The organism is Psychromonas aquimarina ATCC BAA-1526 (genome assembly GCF_000428725.1).
Taxonomy (GTDB): Bacteria; Pseudomonadota; Gammaproteobacteria; order Enterobacterales; family Psychromonadaceae; genus Psychromonas; species Psychromonas aquimarina.
The window spans coordinates 43,313-66,255 of record NZ_KE386791.1; the positions used below are offsets into that span (position 1 = coordinate 43,313).

20 protein-coding genes are annotated in these 22,943 nt (G+C 41.0%); 12 read left to right on the plus strand and 8 right to left on the minus strand.

Annotation, left to right across the window (positions count from 1 at the left end; genetic code table 11):
• The first annotated feature begins 75 nt into the window (after positions 1-75).
• From G337_RS0119695 to G337_RS0119735, 8 genes are all read left to right on the plus strand, one after another.
• Positions 76-537: a GNAT family N-acetyltransferase gene (locus G337_RS0119695; RefSeq protein WP_028865356.1), complete on the plus strand. Its 462-nt coding sequence runs from the start codon at positions 76-78 to the stop codon at positions 535-537.
• Between the two features lie 132 nt (positions 538-669).
• The gene (gene malZ / locus G337_RS0119700) at positions 670-2,535 is read left to right on the plus strand and encodes a maltodextrin glucosidase (protein WP_028865357.1); all 1,866 of its coding nucleotides are present in this window, start codon (positions 670-672) and stop codon (positions 2,533-2,535) included.
• A 62-nt stretch (positions 2,536-2,597) separates the two neighbouring features.
• Positions 2,598-2,981 carry an SMU1112c/YaeR family gloxylase I-like metalloprotein gene (gloA2, locus tag G337_RS0119705; protein WP_028865358.1) on the plus strand — a complete coding sequence of 128 codons (384 nt, stop codon included), beginning with the start codon at positions 2,598-2,600 and terminating at the stop codon, positions 2,979-2,981.
• A gap of 415 nt (positions 2,982-3,396) precedes the next feature.
• The gene (locus G337_RS26900; protein WP_037028229.1) at positions 3,397-5,238 is read left to right on the plus strand and encodes an alkaline phosphatase D family protein; all 1,842 of its coding nucleotides are present in this window, start codon (positions 3,397-3,399) and stop codon (positions 5,236-5,238) included.
• 266 nt (positions 5,239-5,504) lie between these two features.
• Positions 5,505-6,533, plus strand: coding sequence for a helix-turn-helix transcriptional regulator (locus G337_RS27955; protein WP_028865359.1), 1,029 nt, complete (start codon positions 5,505-5,507; stop codon positions 6,531-6,533).
• 271 nt (positions 6,534-6,804) lie between these two features.
• Positions 6,805-7,044: a hypothetical protein gene (locus G337_RS0119725; protein ID WP_028865360.1), complete on the plus strand. Its 240-nt coding sequence runs from the start codon at positions 6,805-6,807 to the stop codon at positions 7,042-7,044.
• Positions 7,045-7,259: 215 nt separating this feature from the next.
• Entirely contained in the window at positions 7,260-8,972 is a 1,713-nt protein-coding gene (locus tag G337_RS0119730; RefSeq protein WP_028865361.1) for an ABC transporter substrate-binding protein, read from the plus strand.
• A complete protein-coding gene (locus G337_RS0119735) occupies positions 8,959-9,750 on the plus strand; it encodes a substrate-binding periplasmic protein (protein WP_028865362.1) in 792 nt (263 codons plus the stop codon). Before G337_RS0119730 ends, G337_RS0119735 begins: the two co-directional genes overlap by 14 nt.
• Before the next feature lie 63 nt (positions 9,751-9,813).
• Here the strand turns inward: G337_RS0119735 and norW are convergent, their stop codons facing one another.
• Positions 9,814-10,965 (minus strand): NADH:flavorubredoxin reductase NorW, encoded by a 1,152-nt coding sequence (gene norW, locus G337_RS0119740; protein ID WP_028865363.1) that lies wholly within the window; start codon positions 10,963-10,965, stop codon positions 9,814-9,816.
• A complete protein-coding gene (gene norV / locus G337_RS0119745; protein WP_028865364.1) occupies positions 10,962-12,446 on the minus strand; it encodes an anaerobic nitric oxide reductase flavorubredoxin in 1,485 nt (494 codons plus the stop codon). The genes norW and norV overlap by 4 nt, the downstream gene beginning before the upstream one ends.
• Positions 12,447-12,646: 200 nt before the next feature.
• On the opposite strand from norV, the gene norR reads away from it, so the two are divergent.
• A complete protein-coding gene (gene norR / locus G337_RS0119750; protein WP_028865365.1) occupies positions 12,647-14,191 on the plus strand; it encodes a nitric oxide reductase transcriptional regulator NorR in 1,545 nt (514 codons plus the stop codon).
• A 217-nt stretch (positions 14,192-14,408) separates the two neighbouring features.
• Here the strand turns inward: norR and G337_RS0119755 are convergent, their stop codons facing one another.
• From G337_RS0119755 to G337_RS0119775, 5 genes are all read right to left on the minus strand, one after another.
• Complete coding sequence (locus tag G337_RS0119755; RefSeq protein WP_157619410.1) at positions 14,409-14,651, minus strand: hypothetical protein; 243 nt, start codon at positions 14,649-14,651, stop codon at positions 14,409-14,411.
• Between the two features lie 136 nt (positions 14,652-14,787).
• Positions 14,788-15,072 (minus strand): hypothetical protein, encoded by a 285-nt coding sequence (locus tag G337_RS0119760; RefSeq protein WP_028865367.1) that lies wholly within the window; start codon positions 15,070-15,072, stop codon positions 14,788-14,790.
• Between the two features lie 100 nt (positions 15,073-15,172).
• Complete coding sequence (locus G337_RS0119765; protein ID WP_028865368.1) at positions 15,173-15,754, minus strand: hypothetical protein; 582 nt, start codon at positions 15,752-15,754, stop codon at positions 15,173-15,175.
• Between the two features lie 125 nt (positions 15,755-15,879).
• Complete coding sequence (locus G337_RS0119770; RefSeq protein WP_169719647.1) at positions 15,880-16,782, minus strand: hypothetical protein; 903 nt, start codon at positions 16,780-16,782, stop codon at positions 15,880-15,882.
• Entirely contained in the window at positions 16,772-17,299 is a 528-nt protein-coding gene (locus G337_RS0119775) for a TerB family tellurite resistance protein (protein WP_028865370.1), read from the minus strand. Before G337_RS0119775 ends, G337_RS0119770 begins: the two co-directional genes overlap by 11 nt.
• Positions 17,300-17,918: 619 nt before the next feature.
• Here G337_RS0119775 and G337_RS0119780 point away from each other — a divergent pair.
• The 3 genes from G337_RS0119780 to G337_RS0119790 all read left to right on the plus strand — a co-directional run bounded on the left by G337_RS0119780 (position 17,919) and on the right by G337_RS0119790 (position 21,124).
• Positions 17,919-19,361 (plus strand): SIR2 family protein, encoded by a 1,443-nt coding sequence (locus tag G337_RS0119780; protein ID WP_028865371.1) that lies wholly within the window; start codon positions 17,919-17,921, stop codon positions 19,359-19,361.
• A gap of 13 nt (positions 19,362-19,374) precedes the next feature.
• Positions 19,375-19,815: a TIR domain-containing protein gene (locus G337_RS0119785; RefSeq protein WP_028865372.1), complete on the plus strand. Its 441-nt coding sequence runs from the start codon at positions 19,375-19,377 to the stop codon at positions 19,813-19,815.
• Positions 19,816-19,984: 169 nt separating this feature from the next.
• Positions 19,985-21,124, plus strand: a complete 1,140-nt coding sequence (locus tag G337_RS0119790) for a TIR domain-containing protein (protein ID WP_028865373.1) — start codon at positions 19,985-19,987, stop codon at positions 21,122-21,124.
• Positions 21,125-21,537: 413 nt separating this feature from the next.
• Here the strand turns inward: G337_RS0119790 and yiaY are convergent, their stop codons facing one another.
• On the minus strand, positions 21,538-22,686 hold the full coding sequence (yiaY, locus tag G337_RS0119795) for an L-threonine dehydrogenase (RefSeq protein WP_028865374.1): 1,149 nt from the start codon (positions 22,684-22,686) through the stop codon (positions 21,538-21,540).
• Positions 22,687-22,943: the final 257 nt, after the last annotated feature.

Sequence of the window (22,943 nt, forward strand, 5' to 3'; positions counted from 1 at the left end):
GATTACCTGCACCCGGCTAGAATAAATGCTGTTTTTTATGAAAATCTATAAAACTTAAAAAAGAAGGTATGGAAATTGCTGACCTTAAGAAAGATGCATGACGATGAGTATTCAGATTATAAAAAGATTTTTGTTAATGAATATGCACAGGATTTAGCTGCTAATTACGGTCATACTCAAGAGCAGTCTGTTATTCTGGCGAAGTGCTCTTACGCAGAGCATTTTCCGAATAACAGGCCTAAAGCGTATAATTATATAAAGTGTATTGAAGCTGAAAAGCACACTGTCGGTTATATCTGGTATGCCGTTAATGAAAGTGCCTCAAGCGCCTTTATTTATGATTTTTATATCGCTGAAAATTTTAGAGGTAAAGGTTACGGCAGTGCCGCAGTTGCAGTTTTAGAGTCCAGATTAACGCAGGAAAATATACAGCGCCTTAATCTGCGGGTAGCCTATGATAACCCCAAAGCATTAGCACTTTATCAAAGAATGGGTTTTGCTGTGACAGGCTTAAATATGAGTAAAATAATTACTTAATCTGCCGGAAAAAATTCTGTTTGTCCTCTGCTGAAAGTTTAAGATGTTATGGTCGTATAAGGGAGCCTCGAACCATTTAAAGATATGGATATCTGTTCTATTACAAATAATATAAAAAGAGAGACATATTCAATGAATAAACCATTTCTTTACCATGGTCAGGACAGTGCCTGGCTTACTCCTAGTATTAACAGCCTCAAAGTTACTATGGTCAGTGCTGTCGAGCTGCCGGTTTCTGATGTATTTATTCGCTGTGAGCCGGATAACGAAGAACAGCTGATTGTGATGAGCCGTGGTGAAAGTAAAGGCAGGCTGCAGTACTGGCATGGTGAGCTGCCGGTAAACAGCGATAAAGATATTACTTTTTATACTTTTAAGGTGCTGCACAGCAGTGGTCAATGGTGGCTGCACGGCTGCGGTATATCTGCCCGTGTCCCGGGTAAAGAAAAACATTTCAAATATAACTGCCGGCATCAGCCCCCAGCATGGGTTAAAGGGCAGGTTTTCTACCAGATTTTCCCGGATCGTTTTGCTAATGGAAATCCGGAAATTAGTGTTCAGTCAGATGAATACTGTTTACGTGGAAAGAATAGACCAACGGTTGCAAAAATATGGGGCGAGGCGGTTTCTGAGCACGGCAGAACCGGCGCCAGTGAATTTTTCGGTGGTGATCTGCAGGGGATTTACAACAAATTTGATTACCTGCAGGAGCTGGGTATTACTGCGCTGTATTTAAATCCGATATTTACTGCGCCCAGTAACCATAAATATGACACAACCGATTACCTGAATATTGATCCGCACCTCGGCAGCAATGAACTTTTTGTCGAGATGGTCGAAGAGCTGCATCTGCGTGAGATGAAAATTATGCTTGATGCTGTTTATAACCATACATCAGTGGACCATGCCTGGTTTGATAAATACCAGCGCAATTCGTCAGACCAGGAAGCCGGCGCATATGATAATCCCGGATCACCTTACCGTCAGCATTATCAGTTTAGCGGAGAGACTAATGAGTATATCGGCTGGAACGGCATCGCCAGTCTGCCTAAGCTGAATTTCTCTAATCCTGAGGTTCAGGACTATATCTATGCAGGCGACGATGCGGTGATTAAACACTGGCTGCGTCCGCCCTATAATATTGATGCCTGGCGCTTTGATGTTATTCATATGCTCGGAGAAGGTGCCGGCGCATTGAATAACGCCCATTATGTAAAAGCATTCCGCAATGCGGCAAAATCGGTTAATCCTGACTGTTACGTACTGGGAGAGCATTTTTTTGAGGCGTCTAACTGGCTGCAGGGCGAGCAGGAAGATGGGGCAATGAACTATTACGGCTTTTCCCATCCTATCCGGGCTTTCTTCGCACACAAAGATATCTCTTATCATGCATGCCGGATTGATGCGCCGCAGTTAGTGGAATGGTTAAACGAAGCTCGGGTTAAGCTGCCCTGGTTAAACCAGCTGTCGCAGCTGAATCAGCTGGACAGTCACGATACCATGCGTTTTCTGAGCATGGTGAATGATGATACAAAGACGATGCATTTAGCGCTGCTGATGCTGTTTACCTACGTAGGAAGCCCCTGTGTTTATTACGGCACCGAGGTTGAACTGCAGGGCGGCCAGGATCCCGATAACCGGCGCTGTTTCCCCTGGGATAGAGCCGAAGCGGACAATAAGCCGCAGACCTTTGCACTTCTTAAGCAGCTGATAGCGCTGAGAAAGTCATCTCCAGCATTACAATCGGGCAGCATTCAGTGGCTGGCAGTACAGGAGCAGTCTTTTGCATTTGCCAGAAGCATGGATAGTGAATGTTATATCTGTGTCGTTAATAATGATGAATCGGCGCAGACATTAGAATTACCGCTCTGGCAGTTAGGAATTGATTCAGGCTTGTTACAGGATCGGCTCAGCGGTGCTCAATGGGTTGTTAAAGAGGGTGGTGCACAAGTGTCTTTGGCTGCAAAACAGGGGCTGTTATTATCTGTTAAGTCTTAAATTCAGACCTTTATGATTTGTTACTTTTTTACTATCTGATAGTTATCGATAGGGAGTTATTTGTGTTAAAAAGCATTCACCATGCAGCGGTTATCTGTTCCGATTATGAAAAGTCTAAATATTTTTATACTTCGATTCTTGGGCTGGAGATCATCGCTGAGAATTATCGACAAGAGCGTGATTCTTATAAACTTGATCTTAGACTGCCGGACGGCGGACAGATTGAGCTGTTTTCTTTTCCCAACCCGCCGAACAGGCCAAGTAGACCAGAGGCGATGGGGTTAAGGCATCTGGCATTTGTCGTTGAGTCCGTTGAAAAAGTCTGTGCATATTTACAGTCGTTTAATATTGCAGTCGAGCCCGTTCGAATTGATCAATATACCGGCAAAAAATATACCTTTTTTCAGGATCCGGACGCGCTTCCTTTGGAATTGTATGAGCAGTAAAAAACTTATACTGCTGTAAATAATCTAACAAAAATATTTTTTCCTCCCGCAGACGGGTATGCTGCCTGGCTGCGGGCTGCACCATTCTTCGTTCCTCCCATTGATTCAAAGTAAGTAAAACCTGCTTTTTGCTGTTTTCAGTAAACACTGCTGCAATTGTGACCCTGCTCGAATAAAAAACAGCGGGAATGTAAATGATAAGTTTGCGAGCTGTAATGATAACCGCTTTATAACCTGCCTGGAATAATCTAAGTCCATCCATTGAATGTAAAAATTAACAAGCAGTTTTATTTCTGTTTTTTGTGAACAGCAGTATTAATGAAAATCCGACGGTGTTGTGCAGTTTATTTCAGCCGGGGTCACTTAAATGGATTTTAAATAATTATCTTCCACTTAGAATAAGGAACTAATAGATATGAGTAATAAATTTACACGTCGTGATTTTCTGAGAATGTCTGCTGCAGGTGTCGGAGCAGTGGTTGTTTCGTCAGGTTTAGCAGGCTGTAATTCAAGCAGCGGTGGTTCAGTCATTGAGAACGGCAGCGGCGGGGGCGTCGATAACGGCCAGGGAGAAGTTAGTCTTGATAAGCGCAAAGCTTCGTTTAATCACGGTGTTGCCAGCGGCGATCCGCTTAGTGATCGGGTTATTTTATGGACTCGTGCAACGCCGCAGCTGCTGGACGGTGAAACAGTTGATACAATTACTGAGTTTCCCGTCAGCTGGGAAGTTGCAACGGATAGTGAATTTAAAAATGTGATCCGCAACGGCTCGACTAATACCAGTTTTGAAAGCGATTTTACCGTTAAAGTTGATGCTGTCGGCCTTGATGCCGGTGTTGATTATTACTTCCGCTTTATTTGTAACGGCGTAGTGTCGGCTGCCGCTAAAACCCGCACTCTTCCTGAGGGGGATGTTGCACTGGCTAAATTTGCCGTGGTCAGCTGTGCTAACTATCACTGTGGGTACTTTAATGTATACAAAGAAATTGCTAAAGAAGACGGCCTTGATGCGGTACTGCATTTAGGCGATTATATCTATGAATATGGTGATGAACATTCCAATGTAGCGCTGTTTGAGAGTAAGTCCGGCGGTGCGCAGCGTCTCACCGGTATCGGACCTAAAGGCGGCTGTATCACGCTGGCAGATTACCGCAGCCGTTATGCGCTGCATCATCTTGAGCCGGAATTACAGGAAGCACACCATAGAGTGCCTTTTATCACAGTTTGGGACGATCACGAACTGGCTAACGACGTATATATGGATGGTGCAGAGGCACATAATCCGGATATACACGGTCCCTGGGAGCCGCGCCGAGCCGCCGCTTTACAGACTTATTTTGAATGGATGCCGATCCGTCCTGCTTCCTTCGGTGATAATGAAACGATCACCCGTCAGTTTAAATACGGTAACTTAGTTGATCTAATGATGCTTGATACCCGTATCGCTGGGCGCGAAGTGCCGCCCGATATGTTTAACTATATTGATTTCAGTAACGGTACACTGGATAAAGATAATTACCTGCAGGATGTTGCTCAGGAACGCGGCATGTTAGGCGCAGAGCAGTTCCACTGGCTGTCAACTAAGCTGTATGAATCAGATGCCAAATGGCAGGTGATCGGCCAGCAGGTACCGATGGCCAGACTGGAGATGCCGACTACGCCGTTTATGATGTGCTTCGGCGGCGCCGGTGCGCATACGCCGGCTATGATTGACGGGCTTATTGATATCAAGAACCGTATGGCGGCCGGTGATCCGACCGTTAGCGATGCTGAGAAAGCTGAAGTTGCAGACGTTATTCCGTTTCGCTCTACCGCCTGGGATGGTTACAACAGCGAACGTAATATGCTTCTGCAGAATGCTAAATACCACAGGGCGAATCTGATAGTACTGGCCGGGGATACGCATAACTTCTGGGCAAACCGCCTGACTATTGATAACGGCGAGTCTGTCGGTGTGGAGTTTGCCATCGGTTCGATCAGCTCATTTGGTCATGAAACTTATTTTAAACTTGAAGATAGCGATGCTGCAGAAATCGGCCCCCGCTTAGGTGCATTTGCTGACGATGTAGAATACTTTAACCTGTACCGTCGTGGTTTTATGCTCCTGAGTTTCACTCAGGCGGAAACGACTGCTGAATTTAAGTATATCGATACGGCATTCAGCCGTGATTATAACAAGGTGGCAGGTCCGGTGTTTAAAGTAGATGCTTCAGATGCGACGAAGGTGATTACGGTATCGGATCCTGACAGCCTCTAACAGGTTGAATAAATCACAGAAAATGTCTGTTCAGGCTTGTTGTAAATGATTTTTTTAGTATAACCTCTTGTTATTACTACGAAATGGTTACTTGATTTTTTCAAGTAACCATTTTTTGTTTTTAGCGGTGAAAACGTTAACATTATTTTGGTGAACTGCATGGCGCTGTTACGAAATGTTACGATATTGTTCTCTTGGATACAGTAAATTGAAGTGCATAAATTTAGATTAGACTAAAATAAATAAACAGCATACAGGGAGAAATGATGTTCTATATAAACAGTTGTGCGTTTGCTCTTTACCATATATTAAAAGAGATAGATCCCGAAAATCAGGTATTAAATACCATCAAATTAGAAGCTTTTTCCGGGGCCGAGGCTTGTTTTATCAGTGAGGACCGGGTTCTGCCGGTACTGCATGCTTTGCATAAAGCCGGATTTTATCATCGTTTTGAGTTAAAAATGTTAGCACAAGCCGCTGACAGTTATGTTGAACAGGGGCGTTGTCTTTCTATGATGGCCCGGGGAGATCTCGGCAGTGTTGCACGCAGTTATATCTGTAATGCACCAACCATGGGGCATTTTATTCAAAGGATGATTGATGATCTGATGTTTGCTAACCGGGCACTCTCCTTTGATATTAAACACACTCATGAACATGTTGAAATTAGATTAAATTTTAATAATGAAGAGAAAAATTTTAATCACGGTCAGGGATTATTATTCTTTATTGCTTATCTTGCTCAGCTGTTCTTCGGAAGGCAGGTTAAGATTGATTCATTTTTCTGCACTGAAGATAAGCTGGATCTTGAGACGTACCGATCCCATGTATCGGGAACCTTGGCCTCTGCTGGAGAAAATTACATTCGCTTTAAAAAGGATGATTTTAATCTGCTTAATCAGCATCATAATGCTTATGTGGATGATGAATTAAAATTAATGCTTAAAACTTTAAGACCCTGCGAGCCTGATTTTGATAATATTAAAGAAGATGTATTAAGCAAAATTAAAGAGTACTTTTTAGAAACCAATGATTATATATCTGCAGATGCAATGGCGCATCAGTTTAATATGAGTCAGTCTACTCTGTATAGAAAACTCGAAAGTGTTAATACCTCTTACCGGGAACTGGTCGAAATGACCAGGAAAGAGCTGGCGTTGAAATTAATCAGAGAAAGTGCTGTTTCATTCGGCGAGATCAGCCATAAACTGGGATATTCTAATTTAACCGGCTTTAACAGAGCATTTAAGCGCTGGTTAGATATCAGTCCGACTGAATATAGACGTAATTTATAAATTCAACATAACTTTCAAAACTATGCCGCCGGTAAGGAAAAGCGCAATCTCCTGCCGGCTGCGTGCATATAAACTGTAAATATCAAGCACAGCTCAATAAAACTGCCTCTGGAATCATTTATACTGCTCTGTCGTATCGAAGAGTCAACTGCGCTGGTTTAGAAAAGCTCATATTTTCTGTTCTGTACGTATAATACTAATTCCATTAATTAAATGAGTAAAAAATTATTGGATTTGCTATAAGTATGTAATTTAATTTAGGAAGTCATTCATGGAAAAAAAAGACAATATGCCTCTCTGGGCATACTGGGCTCTATTGGGAATAAAAACACGTAAAACAGCTATGAAATTTTTTATCGGTTCTTTGATTTTATCGGTAGTTATCACTATTTACGGAGTTTTTATCAAAGATTACTCTCTGGCATCACTTTTCTTCGTACCTTTATGGTACTGGATATCTATAAAATGGGTTGATGTCTATTCAACCTGGGCGCAGCCTGAAAATTCATAACAACAATGTCACGGTTTGGCCTCCTGTTTAGGAGTATCCGCGAGTCTTGTGTTTTAACTTTTTTGTGAAACACAAGACCTGACAGCTTCAACCCGCATATCTATATAGCTTTACTTATCCCGCAGTCAGTTTCCCTTATTTATTACTGCTCCAGGTTGGCAAAGATTACCTGACTCAGCCATAGTTGTAGCAGGCTTGTTGTTTGGAGACTGTAGATGGTGTCTCTTTCTCTGCGTTTTATGGTTCTTTTATTGTTCACTATGCTGGCGGGCGTCTCGGCACAGGGTGCTGCTTTGCAAAAACACATGGCAGAGAAGTGGGCTGCGGATGAGTTTCAACCTTCAACATTAACTGTAAATGAACAGATGCAGGAGATGAACTGGTTTATTAAAGCCTCTGAACCCTATCGGGGAATGCAGATCCGGGTTGTATCTGAGCGCATAACCACTCATTGGTATGAAGCTAGCGTTCTGGCAAAAGCCTTCTTTGAAATTACCGGTATTCATGTGGTGCACGAGTTAACCGGTGAAGATGATGTGATTAAGAAACTGTCTGCGCAGATTTTAACCGGCCAGAATATATATGATGCCTATATCAATGACAGCGATCTTATCGGTACCCACTTCAGATCAGATGCGGTTGTTGCCCTCTCTGATTTTATAAAAGCGAAGGGGGCTGATGTTACCCTGCCTAGTTTAGATCTGCAGGACTTTATCGGCCTTAAATTTACTACCGGCCCCGACGGCAAGCTGTATCAGCTGCCGGATCAGCAGTTTGCCAATCTCTACTGGTATCGCCATGACTGGTTTAACCGTAAAGATTTTAAAAAACGTTTTAAATCCCGTTATGGTTATGAACTGGGAGTTCCGCAAAACTGGCAGGCATATGAAGATATAGCGGAGTTTTTTAGTAAAGATATTAAAGAGATAGACGGTCAGCGTGTCTATGGTCATATGGATTATGCTAAAACGGATCCTTCTCTCGGCTGGCGCATGTCAGATGCATGGTTTTCCATGGCCGGGGTCGGGGACAGGGGGCTGCCTAACGGGCTTCCCGTTGATGAGTGGGGAATCAAAGTTGAGCAGTGTCGCCCGGTCGGGGCAAGTGTGCAGCGCGGCGGCGCATTAAACAGTCCGGCTGCGGTTTATGCGGTTGACAAATTCAAAGAGTGGTTAACTAAATATGCGCCAAAGCAGGCCTCTGAACTTAATTTTACACAGGCAGGGCAGTGGCCGGGAAAAGGCATTATTGCGCAGCAGATATTCTGGTATACAGCATTTGTTGCAGATCTCACTAAACCCGGATTAGCGGTAATGAACAGTGACGGGACACCAAAATGGCGGATCGCACCGTCTCCTGTGGGTAAATACTGGCAAAGCGGTATGAAATCGGGTTATCAGGATGCGGGATCATGGACATTACTAAAAAACACACCGTTAAAACGTCAGCAGGCCGCCTGGCTGTATGCGCAGTTTGTGGTATCGAAAACCGTGTCCCTTAAAAAAACCTTAGTCGGATTAACACCGATCCGTTTATCTGATATTGAATCCGATGTAATGAGTGAACGCGCTCCTTACCTTGGCGGTTTAGTTGAATTTTACCGCAGCCGCGGGCGTGATGTCTGGACGCCGACGGGAACTAATGTACCTGACTATCCGGGGCTTGCCGGTTACTGGTGGCAGTATATTTCGCAGATTATTGAGGGAAAAGTTTCCACACAGAGCGGACTGGATAATTTTGCCGCTGCAGTGGATAGACATTTAGCCCGGCTGGGCGAGTCGGCACCGGGTAAATGCGCGCCTAAATTAAACCCGCTTTCCAAAAGAGACTTCTGGCTGAAGAAAAGCGGTTCGCCTAAAGCTGTAATAAATGAGTCTCCCGCAGGTAAGACTCTGCCTTATCAGGAGGCTGTTAATGTCTGGAAATAGTAAAAACAGTGATTATGTAGCTCCACCGCCCGGGCTGATAAATATTTCTCCGGCTTTATTGTGCAGAGCTCTTGTGCTGGTTTTATTACTATTGTTGTCTGTATCCACACTCCGCGCCGAGCCGCTTAATATACTAACCTACGAAGAGTCTCCCTATGCTCTGATGGTTGGCAAAACCCAGAAAGGTTTACTGGTGGATATGCTTGCAGAGCTTTTTTCCCGTACCAGTCTGCGCTATAAACTGCGTTTTATTCCCTTAAAAAGGGCGATTATTACTGTTGAGCGCAAGCCCGGTTATTGTGTTTTACCTATTGTGCGCAGTCAGGAGCGTGAAGCAAATTTTCAGTGGATAAGCCCGATGCTGGTCTCCCGTTATGGTTTATTTAGCCAGGAAAAACGTTCAATTCCGCTGGTCACTTTAAATGATGCCCGGCCCTATAAAATCGGCAGTTTCCTCGGCAGCGGTATTGGTGAGTATTTACTGGATCTGGGGTTTAAGGTAGAGCTGACATCCCTGAGTGCTTTAAATCTGCATAAATTAAAGCGGGGACGATTTGAGCTTTGGGCGGCAGATTTGATAAGTGCACGGGAAATGATGCGTAAACAGGGTATTAAGTTCGGCCGTCCTGAACTGGTTTTTTATACTTCCATACGTGCTATGGCCTGTTATAGAGGCATGCCTGCTGAACAGTTAAGTGAACTGCAGAATGCGCTGCTGAGCATGTACCAGGATGGATTTATGAAAGCCTTATACCTTGAATATGGTGTAGATATGTAGGTAGAAAAATAAGCGGCTGTAGATACAGCCGCTTATATGCAGAAAAAAACAGTTTATCTTGACTCAGAGAGCCGGCGGCAGCTGTCTAAGCAGAGGAAATGCCTGTTTCATATGCTCCTGAGTAACCACGAAACCAATCAGCTGGTCATTATTGTCAAACGCTTTAGCCGTCATTCCCTGATTAGATGCGTCAATCTGCCAGCGTGCTTCCGCCTGCGTCGTACTGCCGCAAAGCTGGATCGGATAGTCCGGTGTTTTTACTTTCACCAGCATGGCCGGCAGTTTTATTTCGCTTGGCTGGCCAAGTAGTGTTTTGGCCAGTGCATTGGCGCTTAATAATATCGGCTGCAGGAAGGGCTGCAGTTTACCTTGTATTTCTGCACAGTCACCAAGCGCGTAAACATCGCGGGCAGAGGTCTGAAGCTTAGAGTCAACTACTATACCGCGGCGGCAGCTGATCCCTGCTTCACTTGCCAGACGGGCATTCGCCTGCAGGCCGGCGGCAGAAATGACTGCGTCAACCTGAAAAGTCCGGCCGCAGTCAAGTGTGATATCCATACTCCGGCCGTCTGCTGCTTGTTCAAGTCTGCTGACTTTAGTGCCAAGATTAATATCGACCCCTGAATTTCCTAAGCTCTGATACAGCTGGGCTGCTATAAAATCAGGCAGCATAGCCGCCAGCAGACTCTTTGCCGGATCAACCATTACAACTTTTCTGCCGCTGCTGCTTAAATCCATGGCAATTTCTGTTCCAATCAGGCCGGCTCCAATGACCAGCACCGATTCAGCTTCAGTTAGAGTCTGCTGTGCGTTCTTATATTCAGACAAGCTGTTTAAGGTAATTATCCGATCGCTCCCGCAGCCCTGTGTCGGCGGTATAAAAGCCGATGCTCCCGTTGCCAGAACCAGCTTGTCATAAGCGAATTGTTTATTATTAGCTGTTAAGGTTTTATTAAGCGTGTCGATTGAGTCGACTCTGTGCCGGGTTAACAAGGTGATATTGTATTCAGCGGCAAACTGTAACGCATTCATCCTGACCAGATCGCCGGCAGTCTGTTTCTTAGAAAACACATGACTGAGATCCGGTTTATTGTAGTCGTCACCATCGCAGGCGGTGATCACTGTAATTGCCTGCTGCGTATTTTGTCTACGCAGCGTTTTTACCAGCTGATAGGCTGCAAACCCGCTGCCGATAATAATAATTGGTTTGCTCATGCTGCGCTAACCTCGCTGAATTTTTCAAACACCTCTTTACCAAGGTTACACTCAGGACATAAGAAATAATCAGGTACTTCATCCCATGGGGTACCCGGGGCTACATCCTGATTGGGCTCGCCGTCTGCCGGATTGTATACCCATTGACAGACAGTGCACTGCATAAGCTGCTCATCTGATGCCTGCTGGTTTGTTGACTGCACTGGCTCTTGTGCACTGTCCTGTATTACCGGGGGCACTGTCTCATTGGCTGCCGGTTCATTATCGATGACCTGCTCCAGTTCATGCAGTGCCCATTGGCGTGCAATCAAACGGCCGTGCTCACGACAGGCTAAAAGCGCCTTACCATCCGGACGCCATTTGGTTTTTAAACTGATGCAGGTTTCAAAACCGGAATCAGTTAACCGTGAGTGGATGCGGTCCACTGCACCGCCGTTCCAGCCGTAACTGCCGAATGCGCCGGCTTTTTTGTTTTTGAAGCGCAGACCGGTGATCTCTTCCAGCATAGCGGCGACTTTGGGCATCATGACATTATTCATGGTTGATGAACCGACCAGAATACCTTTAGAGCGGAACACATTAGACAGGATTTCATTTTTATCATGACGTGCAACATTAAATACTTTTACGCTGACACCCGGATCTACTTCATGGATACCCTGAGCAACGGCATCGGCCATCATGCGGGTATTGTTAGACATGGTATCGTAAAAAATAGTGATATGGTCTTCTTGATACTGATCTGCCCACTGCAGGTATTTTTCAATGATCTGCACCGGATTATCCCGCCAGACAACGCCGTGCGCAGTGGCAATCATATCTACCGGCAAATTGAAGCTCAGCACTTCTTTGATTTTTGCCGTAACTAACGGGCTGAACGGTGTCAGGATATTCGCATAATAACGCAGGCACTGATCCATTAATTCATTTTGATCTACCTGATCGTTGAATAAACGTTCATCACAATAGTGCTGTCCGAATGCATCGTTACTGAATAATACCGCATCACCGGTCAGATAGGTCATCATGCTGTCCGGCCAGTGTAGCATAGGAGTCTCAATGAAAATCAGCTGTTTGCCGTTACCAATATCCAGAGTGTCGCCGGTTTTAACTGTGATAAAATTCCAGTCCGGCTGATGATGGTGGCCGACAATTGAGTCGATCGCGTTTTCAGTGCAGTAAACAGGGGTATTAGGAATTTTATTAAGCAGGGCGCTTAGCGCTCCAGCATGATCTTCCTCTGCGTGATTGATAACGATATAATCAATGTCGCTGAGATTTATTTCCATTTCTAAATTCTGTACAAATTCATGACTGAATTTGTGATCAACAGTATCGATCAATACTGTTTTTTCTTCGCGGATCAAATAACTGTTGTAACTGGTACCTTTTTCCGTTTTGTACTCGGTGCCGTGAAAATCACGTACTTCCCAGTCTCGTTGTCCGACCCAGTTAATGTTGTTTTTGATATGAATAGCCATTGAGGTACCTTATAAATAATATTAATAAAAAAGAAAAACTTATTTACAGTATTGCAACGGCTGTGCCATGTTTGCAACTTGTTGTATTTGTTGGTGTTTATATTCATTGTTATTGGCTTTGTGTCATAATGACAGTGTTGATTTTGTGTCATAATGACAGTAAGGTGTCCTAATGACATTGTATTAACAGGGAATTGTTTATGTTTTATGATTCAAACGATCTGACAGATCTGGCTTTAGATTTAACGAATATAATCTCAGATCAAGACAGGTTTGAACGTTTATTAGCCACTATACGCAAGTTATTCAAATGTGATGCATCAGCTCTGCTGGCATTTAAAGGCGGACAGTTCAGCCCTCTGGCAATTAACGGATTATCGCAGGATGTGTTAGGCAGACGCTTTGCGCTTGACCAGCATCCGCGTCTGGAAGCGATTGCCCGGGCTGGCGATATTGTCCGATTTCCTGCAGACAGCAGTCTGCCGGATCCCTATGACGGATTGATCTCCAGCCATACTGAAGAGCTGAAAGTGCATGCCTGTATCGGCCTGCCGCTGCTGGCTGACCAGCAGCTGATTGGGGCCGTAACGATTGACGGTTTTGATCAGTTTCAGTTTGACCAGTTCAGCGATGATCTGCTCCGTAAAGTGGCCGCTTTAGCCGCCGTGAGCCTTAATAATGCCATGCTTATGGAGCAGCTTGAGAAACGTGACGGCGGTATCTCCCGCGTTGAACCAGTGCTGTCCCATACAAATTCTAACCCTGAAATTATCGGCAGATCTCTACAGATAAAGCGCTTACAGTCGCAGATCGAAGCCGTTGCTAATACTGAACTGACGGTGTTAGTGACCGGGGAAACGGGAGTAGGTAAAGAGCTGGTTGCCTCTGCGGTTCATAAGCTGTCATTAAGATCTCAGGCTCCTCTGATTTATCTCAATTGTGCGGCACTGCCGGAGTCGGTTGCTGAAAGTGAGCTGTTCGGTCATGTTAAAGGGGCTTTCACAGGCGCCGTCAGCAACCGCAGCGGTAAGTTTGAACTGGCAGATAAAGGTACCCTGTTTCTTGATGAGATAGGAGAATTATCCCTGCCTCTGCAGGCAAAACTGTTACGGGTTTTACAGTCTGGAGATCTGCAGCGGGTTGGTGATGATCGACGTTTACAAGTTGATGTACGCATTATCGCCGCTACTAACAGGGATTTAAACAGGGAGGTCGCCGCTAATAACTTCCGTGCAGATTTGTATCACCGTTTAAGTGTTTTTCCGCTGCCGGTACCGGCGTTACGGGAACGTGATAACGATATATTATTACTGGCCGGTTTCTTTATTGAACGCTGCCGTATTAAGCTGGGGTTAATGCACTTAAGTTTAGCGGAGCAGTGCCAGAGCAGTCTGCTTGATTATGCCTGGCCGGGTAATGTCCGGGAGCTTGAGCATAGTATTTACCGGGCCGCAATTCTTGCCAGAGCTGAAACACGTAATGCGGATGTTATTATCCAGGCGCATCATTTTGATATTGGCGGAGTGAGTAAAAGTTCTGTTAATCAGCTTGGCTCGGTATTAACTTGTGAACAGTCGCCGCCTTTGATTGAGCAGAGTTTAAAGGATGCAACTGAACAGTTCCAGCGCAGTTATATTAAACAGGCTCTAAAGCAGAATGAAAGTAACTGGACTGCAGCTGCCAGAACACTATCTGTAGATGTCGGCAACCTGCACCGCTTAGCAAAACGATTAGGCATGAAATAAAAAAATCCGAGCAGCACAGGCTGTCGGATTTTTATGATTAAAAACAGCTGTTGATTACCCGTTTCATAATCGATTTCTGTTTATATTTCGCTTTATGTGTTTATCCAGCCTCAACGCTCCACTAAGGGGAAAATTATTAGCTGCTTAAAATATTTGAGCGTAGCGAAAAACAGCCTGCTGTAATTTTTCCCGCTTAAGTGCCTTGTTGGTGCTTTTGTTAACAACCACCGCCATCACCACCACAGTCGCCGCCAGACGAACCACCACTATCTCCACCCGTACCATCAATACCACTACCTTTTGTAATACCGAGTTTTAGCAGTACCTTTACTAAAACAATTAATACTAAACCTGTGAAAAATAACGGAGCAAATAGACTTTGAAAAATACCACCAGACCTTACATCGGTAAGGCTCCACGATATAGCCATCAAGATAAGTATAGTAACCCAGGTTTTCATATTTTGTCTTAGCTCCCAAGCTGCTTTATGTGGAGTGAACCTAACCGCCATTTAAAATTGCAAATTAAAGTTGGTTATAATCACGAAGCGATAACCAGCTGTAATTTGTCTGCTTGAAAATTTTTGTTATGAGGCCTTACAAATCAATTCCAATATCACCATCAGAACCTCTAACTATTCGGCCTAATAGGCGAATCATGTAAGCCATAGTTCTAAATGGTAAATCGACTACGTATTCCAGTAAGTCATACCATACACTCTCTGACTCTTTATCCTTTGGCCAGATATAATGAATTAAAATGTAGCCAACTAAAGCAAATACTAAAACAATCCAGTCAAAGCCGTTAGCAAATAAATCGAAAACTAGATAAGTGCTAATAAAGAAAATAACTACAGCTAAAAATACTCGAAATTCATTCATCCTGAACAGCCTCGTGATACGGGAGCAAGTCTTGCGTTTTGTTTTTTAGAGCAAAAGACAAAACTTGATCCCGTAATTGTTTTAACAACTTGTTCGGAATTTAATTCAAAAATGTCTGCTGATTACTATCGTTCTTATATGCAAGTTCAACTTGAGCAATTTTCTCATCAGCTTCCTGTTGAGAAATAACATTTTGCTTGGCTAACCAATTAAATTTATGTACCTCATCTTCTAATTCGTTTTCTAAATTAATTTCGCCATACCACTTAAGTAGCTGAGCTTTTTTTCTTTCTTTAATTTCAGAAATTATTTCATCATGTTTTTTATCGTTAATTATAAAAATACGGCCTTGTTCAGTTTTATAAACTGAATACTTAACTTTAGTGAAAGCAAACCAAACTAAACAAATTAACCCAATAAATAACCAAAATGCTGTACCAGACAATGATAAGTCACTGTAGATTGCAGTCCCAATTCTATAACAGCCAAGCAAACACCATACAACCCCAACATTCCTTAGCCATTCATTTTGTTCAATAGAGATCGAAGATTTATCAGGGAAATCAGCATAATTAAGGTCGAAATCATCAGAGCCTGAGTTGTCTTTAAAGGCAAAATTGAAGTGATTATCGCTGAATGTGAAAGTATGAAGGTTTGATAGTTTTTTTTGTTTAATTTCCATAGGGTATTCCAAATTATTCCTTTAAAACTGATACCAACGCCGCATTAAGCGGACTAAAATTTGGGGTTGTAATGTGTAGCGAAACGAAACCTAACCCACTGTTTTAGTTCCGTTTAAGTGCCTTATTATATTTTATTAGTACTCTCTGAAAAACTACTAATAATTACAGCCCCTTTAGGATAAGGGGTTACAAATGCCCCCTTTTTAGTAAAGAAAGCTACATATTTTTCAGTGTGAGCGACTAAAAGCCCCTCATATATTATTGCTCCTGAATCACTTCTTAAAACTTTACAATTACTCCAAAAATCTCCTTCTTTGATATAGCAACCATGCTGAAGGAATTTAGTTCTCTTTTCTTCAGTGAGTTCAATACTTTTGTAATAAGCCGCCATTGGAAGAACTAGCCAAAAAATAGATAAAAGCATCAATATATATAGAACAGATAAAAGACCATATGAAGCTAAACCCGCAACTCCAATGGCTTTAGTAAAGTCATTGTTACTCCAATGTAGAAGTGATAATAGTTTTCTTAGTTTTACAAACCATTTTTTTATTTTAAATTTTAATGTTTTTTTTGATAATTTAATTAATGAATAAATGAGTATTACCAATACAAATAAAACAAGAGCTGTGACATAGAGATTGGGCAGATAAAACAAAAATTTAAAAAGTTCCATTATCAAAGTAGTTAAAGCCATTAGATAAAATGCAACTGCGTAGTATGCATTGATATAAGCATCTTGAGCAGGAATTGCAAAAAGATCTGCGTTTATCCCGTAAACGGATAGTTGACCTTGATAGTAGTTAACTCCCATTAAGTATGCGGCAGGAGCAATGACTCCAAGCATTGCAATTAAAGAGCCAATCCTATTAATTCCTGATGTATTCTGAATGCTACTTTTCACACTTTCCCTCAAAAATATAGCGCGCCTGTTAAGGCGCAAAATATTGTTGGCTAAACTTGAGCGCAACGAAAATAGCCAACTGTATTTTGTCGCACTTTTACGGCTTGTTCGTTTACCAACCACTACTTTTAGACTTTTGGCATGCTTTTTTTATTTTAGAAATTAATTTTTGTTGTTCAGCTGAACGGCTGCCTTCAACTTTTGCAACTTCATCAATTAAGTCGCAAATAGACTTAAGCTGCTCTGGTGAGATTTTGTCAAAGCAGCGCTCAATTACCTTGCCGGGCTTTTCAAAAACTTCGTTTGTCTGTGATAATAAATGTACACTGGACTTCAATAGATCCCGTGCATCTTGAGAAGATAAATGGAATTCACTTTCAAATAGAGAGATTATTTTATCTTTTTGTTCTTTGCTAATGTCGCCATCAACTTTTGCAATGGAAACCATATAAAGGGCGGCGGCATCCATCGGCGAATCTAATTTAAATGCGGGAGTTAAATCATGTTCATTACGGTATGTTTTTCTCCGATGCCAAGTGAAGGGGTTCAACCAGCCAATATCAATACCGTTTTCTCTTAATCGGTTTAATAAAACAAGAATTGTAACAATAGAGCCTAAAAGCCCTAATATGATATGCATAATGAATCCTTTCAAATGTAAACTAACATCTTATTTAGACGGAACAATTCCGTGCTTCCACAATAAAGACGGCCAATAAAATATTTATAAAAGAAATGGAGTTTACATTTCTTTGTTCTTTTCATCAAATACATATTTTTTAATAGGATTTATCTATTGCAGAAAGGCGGAAGAATTCCGTATTTGTGGTGAAAACACGGAACTTACAGCTGGATTGCAAATTTGTGATTTTTAAAACAGGTTATACATAAATAGCCGTTTTCTCTTATGTAAATAACGGCTTCATTTCTGAATCAGCATGAACCTCTCAAAAATAACGCTTAATCAGTCTGCAATGTATTTTCATCAGCTTAACTTGTTATCTCGCCCTTTGTTCTTTGCATCTTTATTATATTTCAATGATATATATGTAATAGGGTGTAATATTTTTTTATATATAAAGGAGTATTATCCGTACTTAATATAATGATTTAAAAGAGTATAGGGTTTGGCGTGGTGTGCTTTTGTCTCTTATAGCAAAAGGCAGGACTTGAGCCCGTAATTTTTAATGGTTTAAAAGGGGATAAGGTCTGGATGTCCGGGCTTTTTTTGCCTCGAATATAAAAATAAGGATGTTTAAGTGGCCTTCACACACGAAATTGAAATATTTATCCGTAATTATGTAAAAGATCTTAATGAAGGAACCGCTTCAATTTTTGCTGGGGCTGGATTATCTATACCCGCTGGATTTGTCAACTGGTCAGAATTGATGGAAGAAATTGCCCATGATCTAAGGTTAGCAGTTGATCGTGAGACGGATCTAGTCTCTCTTGCTCAATTTCATGTAAATGAAAATGGAACAAGATCCACAATAAATAGAAAAATTATTGAAGAGTTTACAGAAAATGCAGAAGAAACTTTGAATCATAATATTATTGCTAGGTTACCTATATCATCTGTATGGACAACTAATTATGACGGGTTAATTGAGCAAGCATTTGCGAAAGAAAATAAAGTAACAGATATAAAACATACAAATAAACAGCTACTTAGTAATAAACCTAAGAGGGATGTTGTTATTTATAAAATGCATGGTGATGCAAATCATTCATCTGATGCAATATTAACTAAAGAAGATTATGAACAATATCATCAAACACATGAGCCATTTGTAAATACATTAACAGGTGAATTGACAACTAAAACATTTCTTTTTATTGGCTTCAGTTTTACAGATCCTAATTTGGACTACGTTTTAAGCCGGCTAAATTTTAGATTTTCTGATGATAAAAAACAGCATTACTGCCTAGTAAAAAAGCATTGCTTACATGACTTACAAAACCCCGATCAGGCTACCTTAGAATATAATGAGAGAAAGCAACTACTAGTTATTAACGATTTAAAAAGGTATGGAATTAAGTCCTTAATTCTTGATGATTATAAAGATATCACAGCAATTCTCGAAGAAATTGAGAGCAGGTATAAAAAGAAAACAATATTCATTTCTGGAAGTGCAGAAACTTACGAACCGTATGACAAAAATGAAGCACTTGGATTTATACATGTGTTATCAAAGAAAATTATTGAACAAAATTTTCGTATTGTAAATGGTTTTGGGTGGGGGGTTGGTAGTTCTGTTATTAATGGTGCATTAGAAGCAATAAATGATAAGCCTTTAAAGTTTTCAGAATCACAATTAGTGCTCAAGCCATTTCCACAATTTGAATCTGGTGAGAAGAAATTGCCTGAACTATGGGAAGAGTATCGGGAAAAAATGATTTCATTAAGTGGAATATCAATATTTTTGTTTGGAAATAAACTTGTAAATAATGAAGTGGTTGATGCCATTGGACTTATCCGAGAATTTGAAATATCTAAAGCAATGGGAAACCTTTGTATTCCAATTGGCTCTACTGGCTATGCGACTAAAATAATATCTGATTTAATCCTTAATTCACCTGAAAAATATTTTGAAAATAGCAAAGTTGCAGTACCTCTCATAGAAAAATTAGCCGATTCAAATATCCCGTTACCTGAAAAGGTAGATGTAGTCATTGAGTTATTAAATAAAATAGTACAATAAAGGAGTTAAAATTATGGCAAGGCAGGTATTTTTTAGTTTTAAATATGAAGACGTTTCAAGGGCTATGATTGTAAGGAATAGCTGGGTAACTCAAGGTAAACAAGCCGCTGGATTTATAGATGCGGCTGATTTTGAAGAAGTAAAAAGAAAAGGCGATACAGCCATCAAAAACTGGATAGATAAGCAACTAGAAGGTACTTCTGTAACTGTCGTCTTAGTAGGTGAAAAAACTTGTAGTAGTCGCTGGGTAAAATATGAAATTGAAAAGAGTATAGAGCGAGGTAACGGTCTATTGGGGATTGATATAAGTAAAATTAAAGACTTTCAAGGTAAGACTGCGTCACGGTGTGGTGAAATTCCAAATGGCTATGACTTCTATCTTTGGAATAATGGGAATGGTTATAAAAATATGGGGGACTGGATTGAAAAAGCAGCAAAAGATGTTGGTAGATAGCACCAGTACATAATATATAAAACATAATAAATTGCTACACATGAATTCGATACCATCGTCTCTGATCAATACGTTATGCGCCAGTTCAGAATCACCAATTTTGTTTATTACTTTCGACTTCAAGGAAGGCTATCTCTGATTACTGAAGAAATAGCTTTTGGGGGGCTTTATGGCTGGAATGATGAAAAGAAAATTTAATAATGAAACTGGGAAGTACATGAATAATTTTACCTCTCAATTGAATAAAGTTGTAGAGGCATTACCAAGTGAGTATGACAAACAAGTATTGCTCGATTTGTATAAACAATTTTATCCTAACCAATGGAGTGAACTTATTGGGCGGTATGAATACTACAGGGCAAAAGATGAACAATTGGTTAGTGTTGGTAAAAAAAGGCGATACTATCATAAAAGCCCTATTAACTTCTTTTATAGCTTGGCTAAAGTAAAGCTAATTTGCTCAGATGGCTATAGGTTGAAGCATAAAAATAACTATATAGAAGAAAATAGGGTTCAAGCTGTAAATTATTTAAAGGCAAAGATACAAAAGCCTAAGTGTATCCCCGTGGGTCTACAATTTACAGATCCATATCACTTAGATATTTTTATATCGGCTTATAACAGGCATGGTTCCACGCAGAATGAAAAGATTGAAATAGTTAATGAATTGAAGAAATTTAAAACTAAAGAAACGATCATTTTTTTTCAGAAAATTAATGATGCAGAAAGAAACACTCAAATACGAAATATGGCATTTGAGCACTTGCAGTCCATTGGTGCTTATGTTCAAAAGAGGAGGGGCTTTAAAGGTAAAAAAAAAGATTATTATCACAGTACTGATAAGTTTATTGTAACTCCTGCAGATTTGGCTGATAGGTTAAAGTGTGGTGGAATTCAGTCTAAGAAAGAGTTTGATGTATTTATCTCTCATAGTTACAAAGATAATAAATTAGTCAATGAAGTGATGGTTGAACTTAATAAACATGGCCTAAGTATTTATTGTGATTGGACTAGTGATAACGATTTTCTAAGACGAAATTTAGCCAGTGAATATACAGAAATAGTATTAAAGGCACGGTTAAGCCAATCTAAATATGTTTTGTTTTTACAAACAGATAATTCTGTAGATTGTGGCGGAGATTTCTTATCAAAATGGGTTAAAATGGAACTAGATCATGCAATTAAAAATGGCAAGGATATTTTTTGTATCAATGTAAGTAGTCAGTTACCTTTATTTTCAGAAGTTACATCAAGCGCTGATAAATATAAACTTACAACAGATGAGGCCAACAAGCTTCGTATACAGTGAAAGTAAATATGATCAAGTTTTACATTTTAGAATAAATAAACCTTTGATTTTGTGGTAGATAAAAATAAAAGGCCTTCATCGGTTGGGCGTTATATACTGTTCTTGATACTGCTTTTCCAGCCAGTTGTTAAATCGACTTCTTTCCAGCCTGGGGTGCGTCTTCCCATTTTTATCGGTTGTGGAAATAACCCTTGATTCACCCAGCACCATACATGGTGCGTGAACGGTTTATTTTTTCACAAACATCGGTAATAGATAGGATGTTGTTACTGATTGTTTTGTACTGCTGCTACTTGTATGCGGCACCGTTTAGCAAAACGATTAGGCATGAAATAAAAAATCCGGTGCCCAGGGCGCCGGATTTTTATGATTAAAAACAGCTGTTGATTACCCGTTTAATAAACGGGTAATTTTTACATTGCCTGACGGTAAATATCAGTAATTTCAGCGTGAGTTGCTTGAATCGGGTTAGTAAATCCACAAGCATCTTTTAATGCATTTTCAGAAAGAACATCGAAATCTTCTTCTTTAACACCTAGGTCTTTAAGGCCTGCTGGAATACCAACATCAGTAGAAAGCTGTGCAATGGCAGCTAATGCCGCATCTGCGCCTTCTTCATTAGACATATTTTCTACATTTACGCCCATTGCTTTAGCAACATCTTTAAGGCGTGCTGGAGATACTTTAGCGTTGAAACGCTGTACATGTGGTAATAATACCGCATTACAAACACCGTGCGGCAGGTCGTAGAAACCGCCCAGCTGATGCGCCATTGCATGTACGTAACCTAGAGAAGCATTGTTAAATGCCATACCGGCCATGAATTGTGCGTATGCCATCTGTTCACGTGCTTCAATGTTCTGACCGTCTTTAACAGCAGTGCGCAGGCTCTGATGAATGATTTCGATTGCTTTAATTGCAACAGAATCAGTAATTGGTGTTGCCGCAACTGAAACATAAGCTTCAACCGCATGAGTTAATGCATCCATACCCGTTGCCGCTGTTAAAGAAGCAGGTTTAGCAAGCATAAGCTCAGGATCATTTACAGACATAAGCGGTGTTACGTTCTTATCAACAATTGCCATTTTGATATGACGCGCTTCGTCAGTAATAATACAAAAACGAGTCATTTCAGATGCAGTACCGGCAGTAGTATTGATTGAAATAAGCGGCAGTTGTGGTTTAGGTGACTGGTCAACACCTTCGTAATCAGCAATTTCACCACCGTTAGCCGCAACAAGTGCGATACCTTTAGCACAGTCATGTGGTGAACCGCCGCCAAGAGAGATAATGAAATCACACTGGTTTTCTTTTAAGATTTTCAGACCGGCTTCTACATTACCGATAGTTGGATTCGGCTGAGTACCGTCAAATACAACTGTTTTTACTTCACTTGCTGCTAATAAATCTGCAACTTGTTTAACCATGCCGATGCTGCTTAAAATTTTATCGGAAACAATCAGGCCTTGTTTGAAACCTTGCGATTTAATACTCGCAACAGCATCATTCAAACAACCCGCACCCATTAAATTAACAGTTGGCATAAAAAAAGCAGAACTCATAAGTAACCTCTAGATTTGTTGTAAAAAATATTTATGTATAGTTGATTAATTCGTATTATTAACGCCGCCACGATGAGCAAGAACATTCAAACATTCAGCTGACCAGATATAATTCTCAGTGATTCTGCTGAGTGCTTATATAGGGTGCAGACCGTAAATAATTAAACTTCTGTTATTATCAATAAGATTTATTCTAATCCGTTTCTAATTTACGGCTATAAAAACACTTAATTATAAGTAGTTGAAATAAAGTGTTT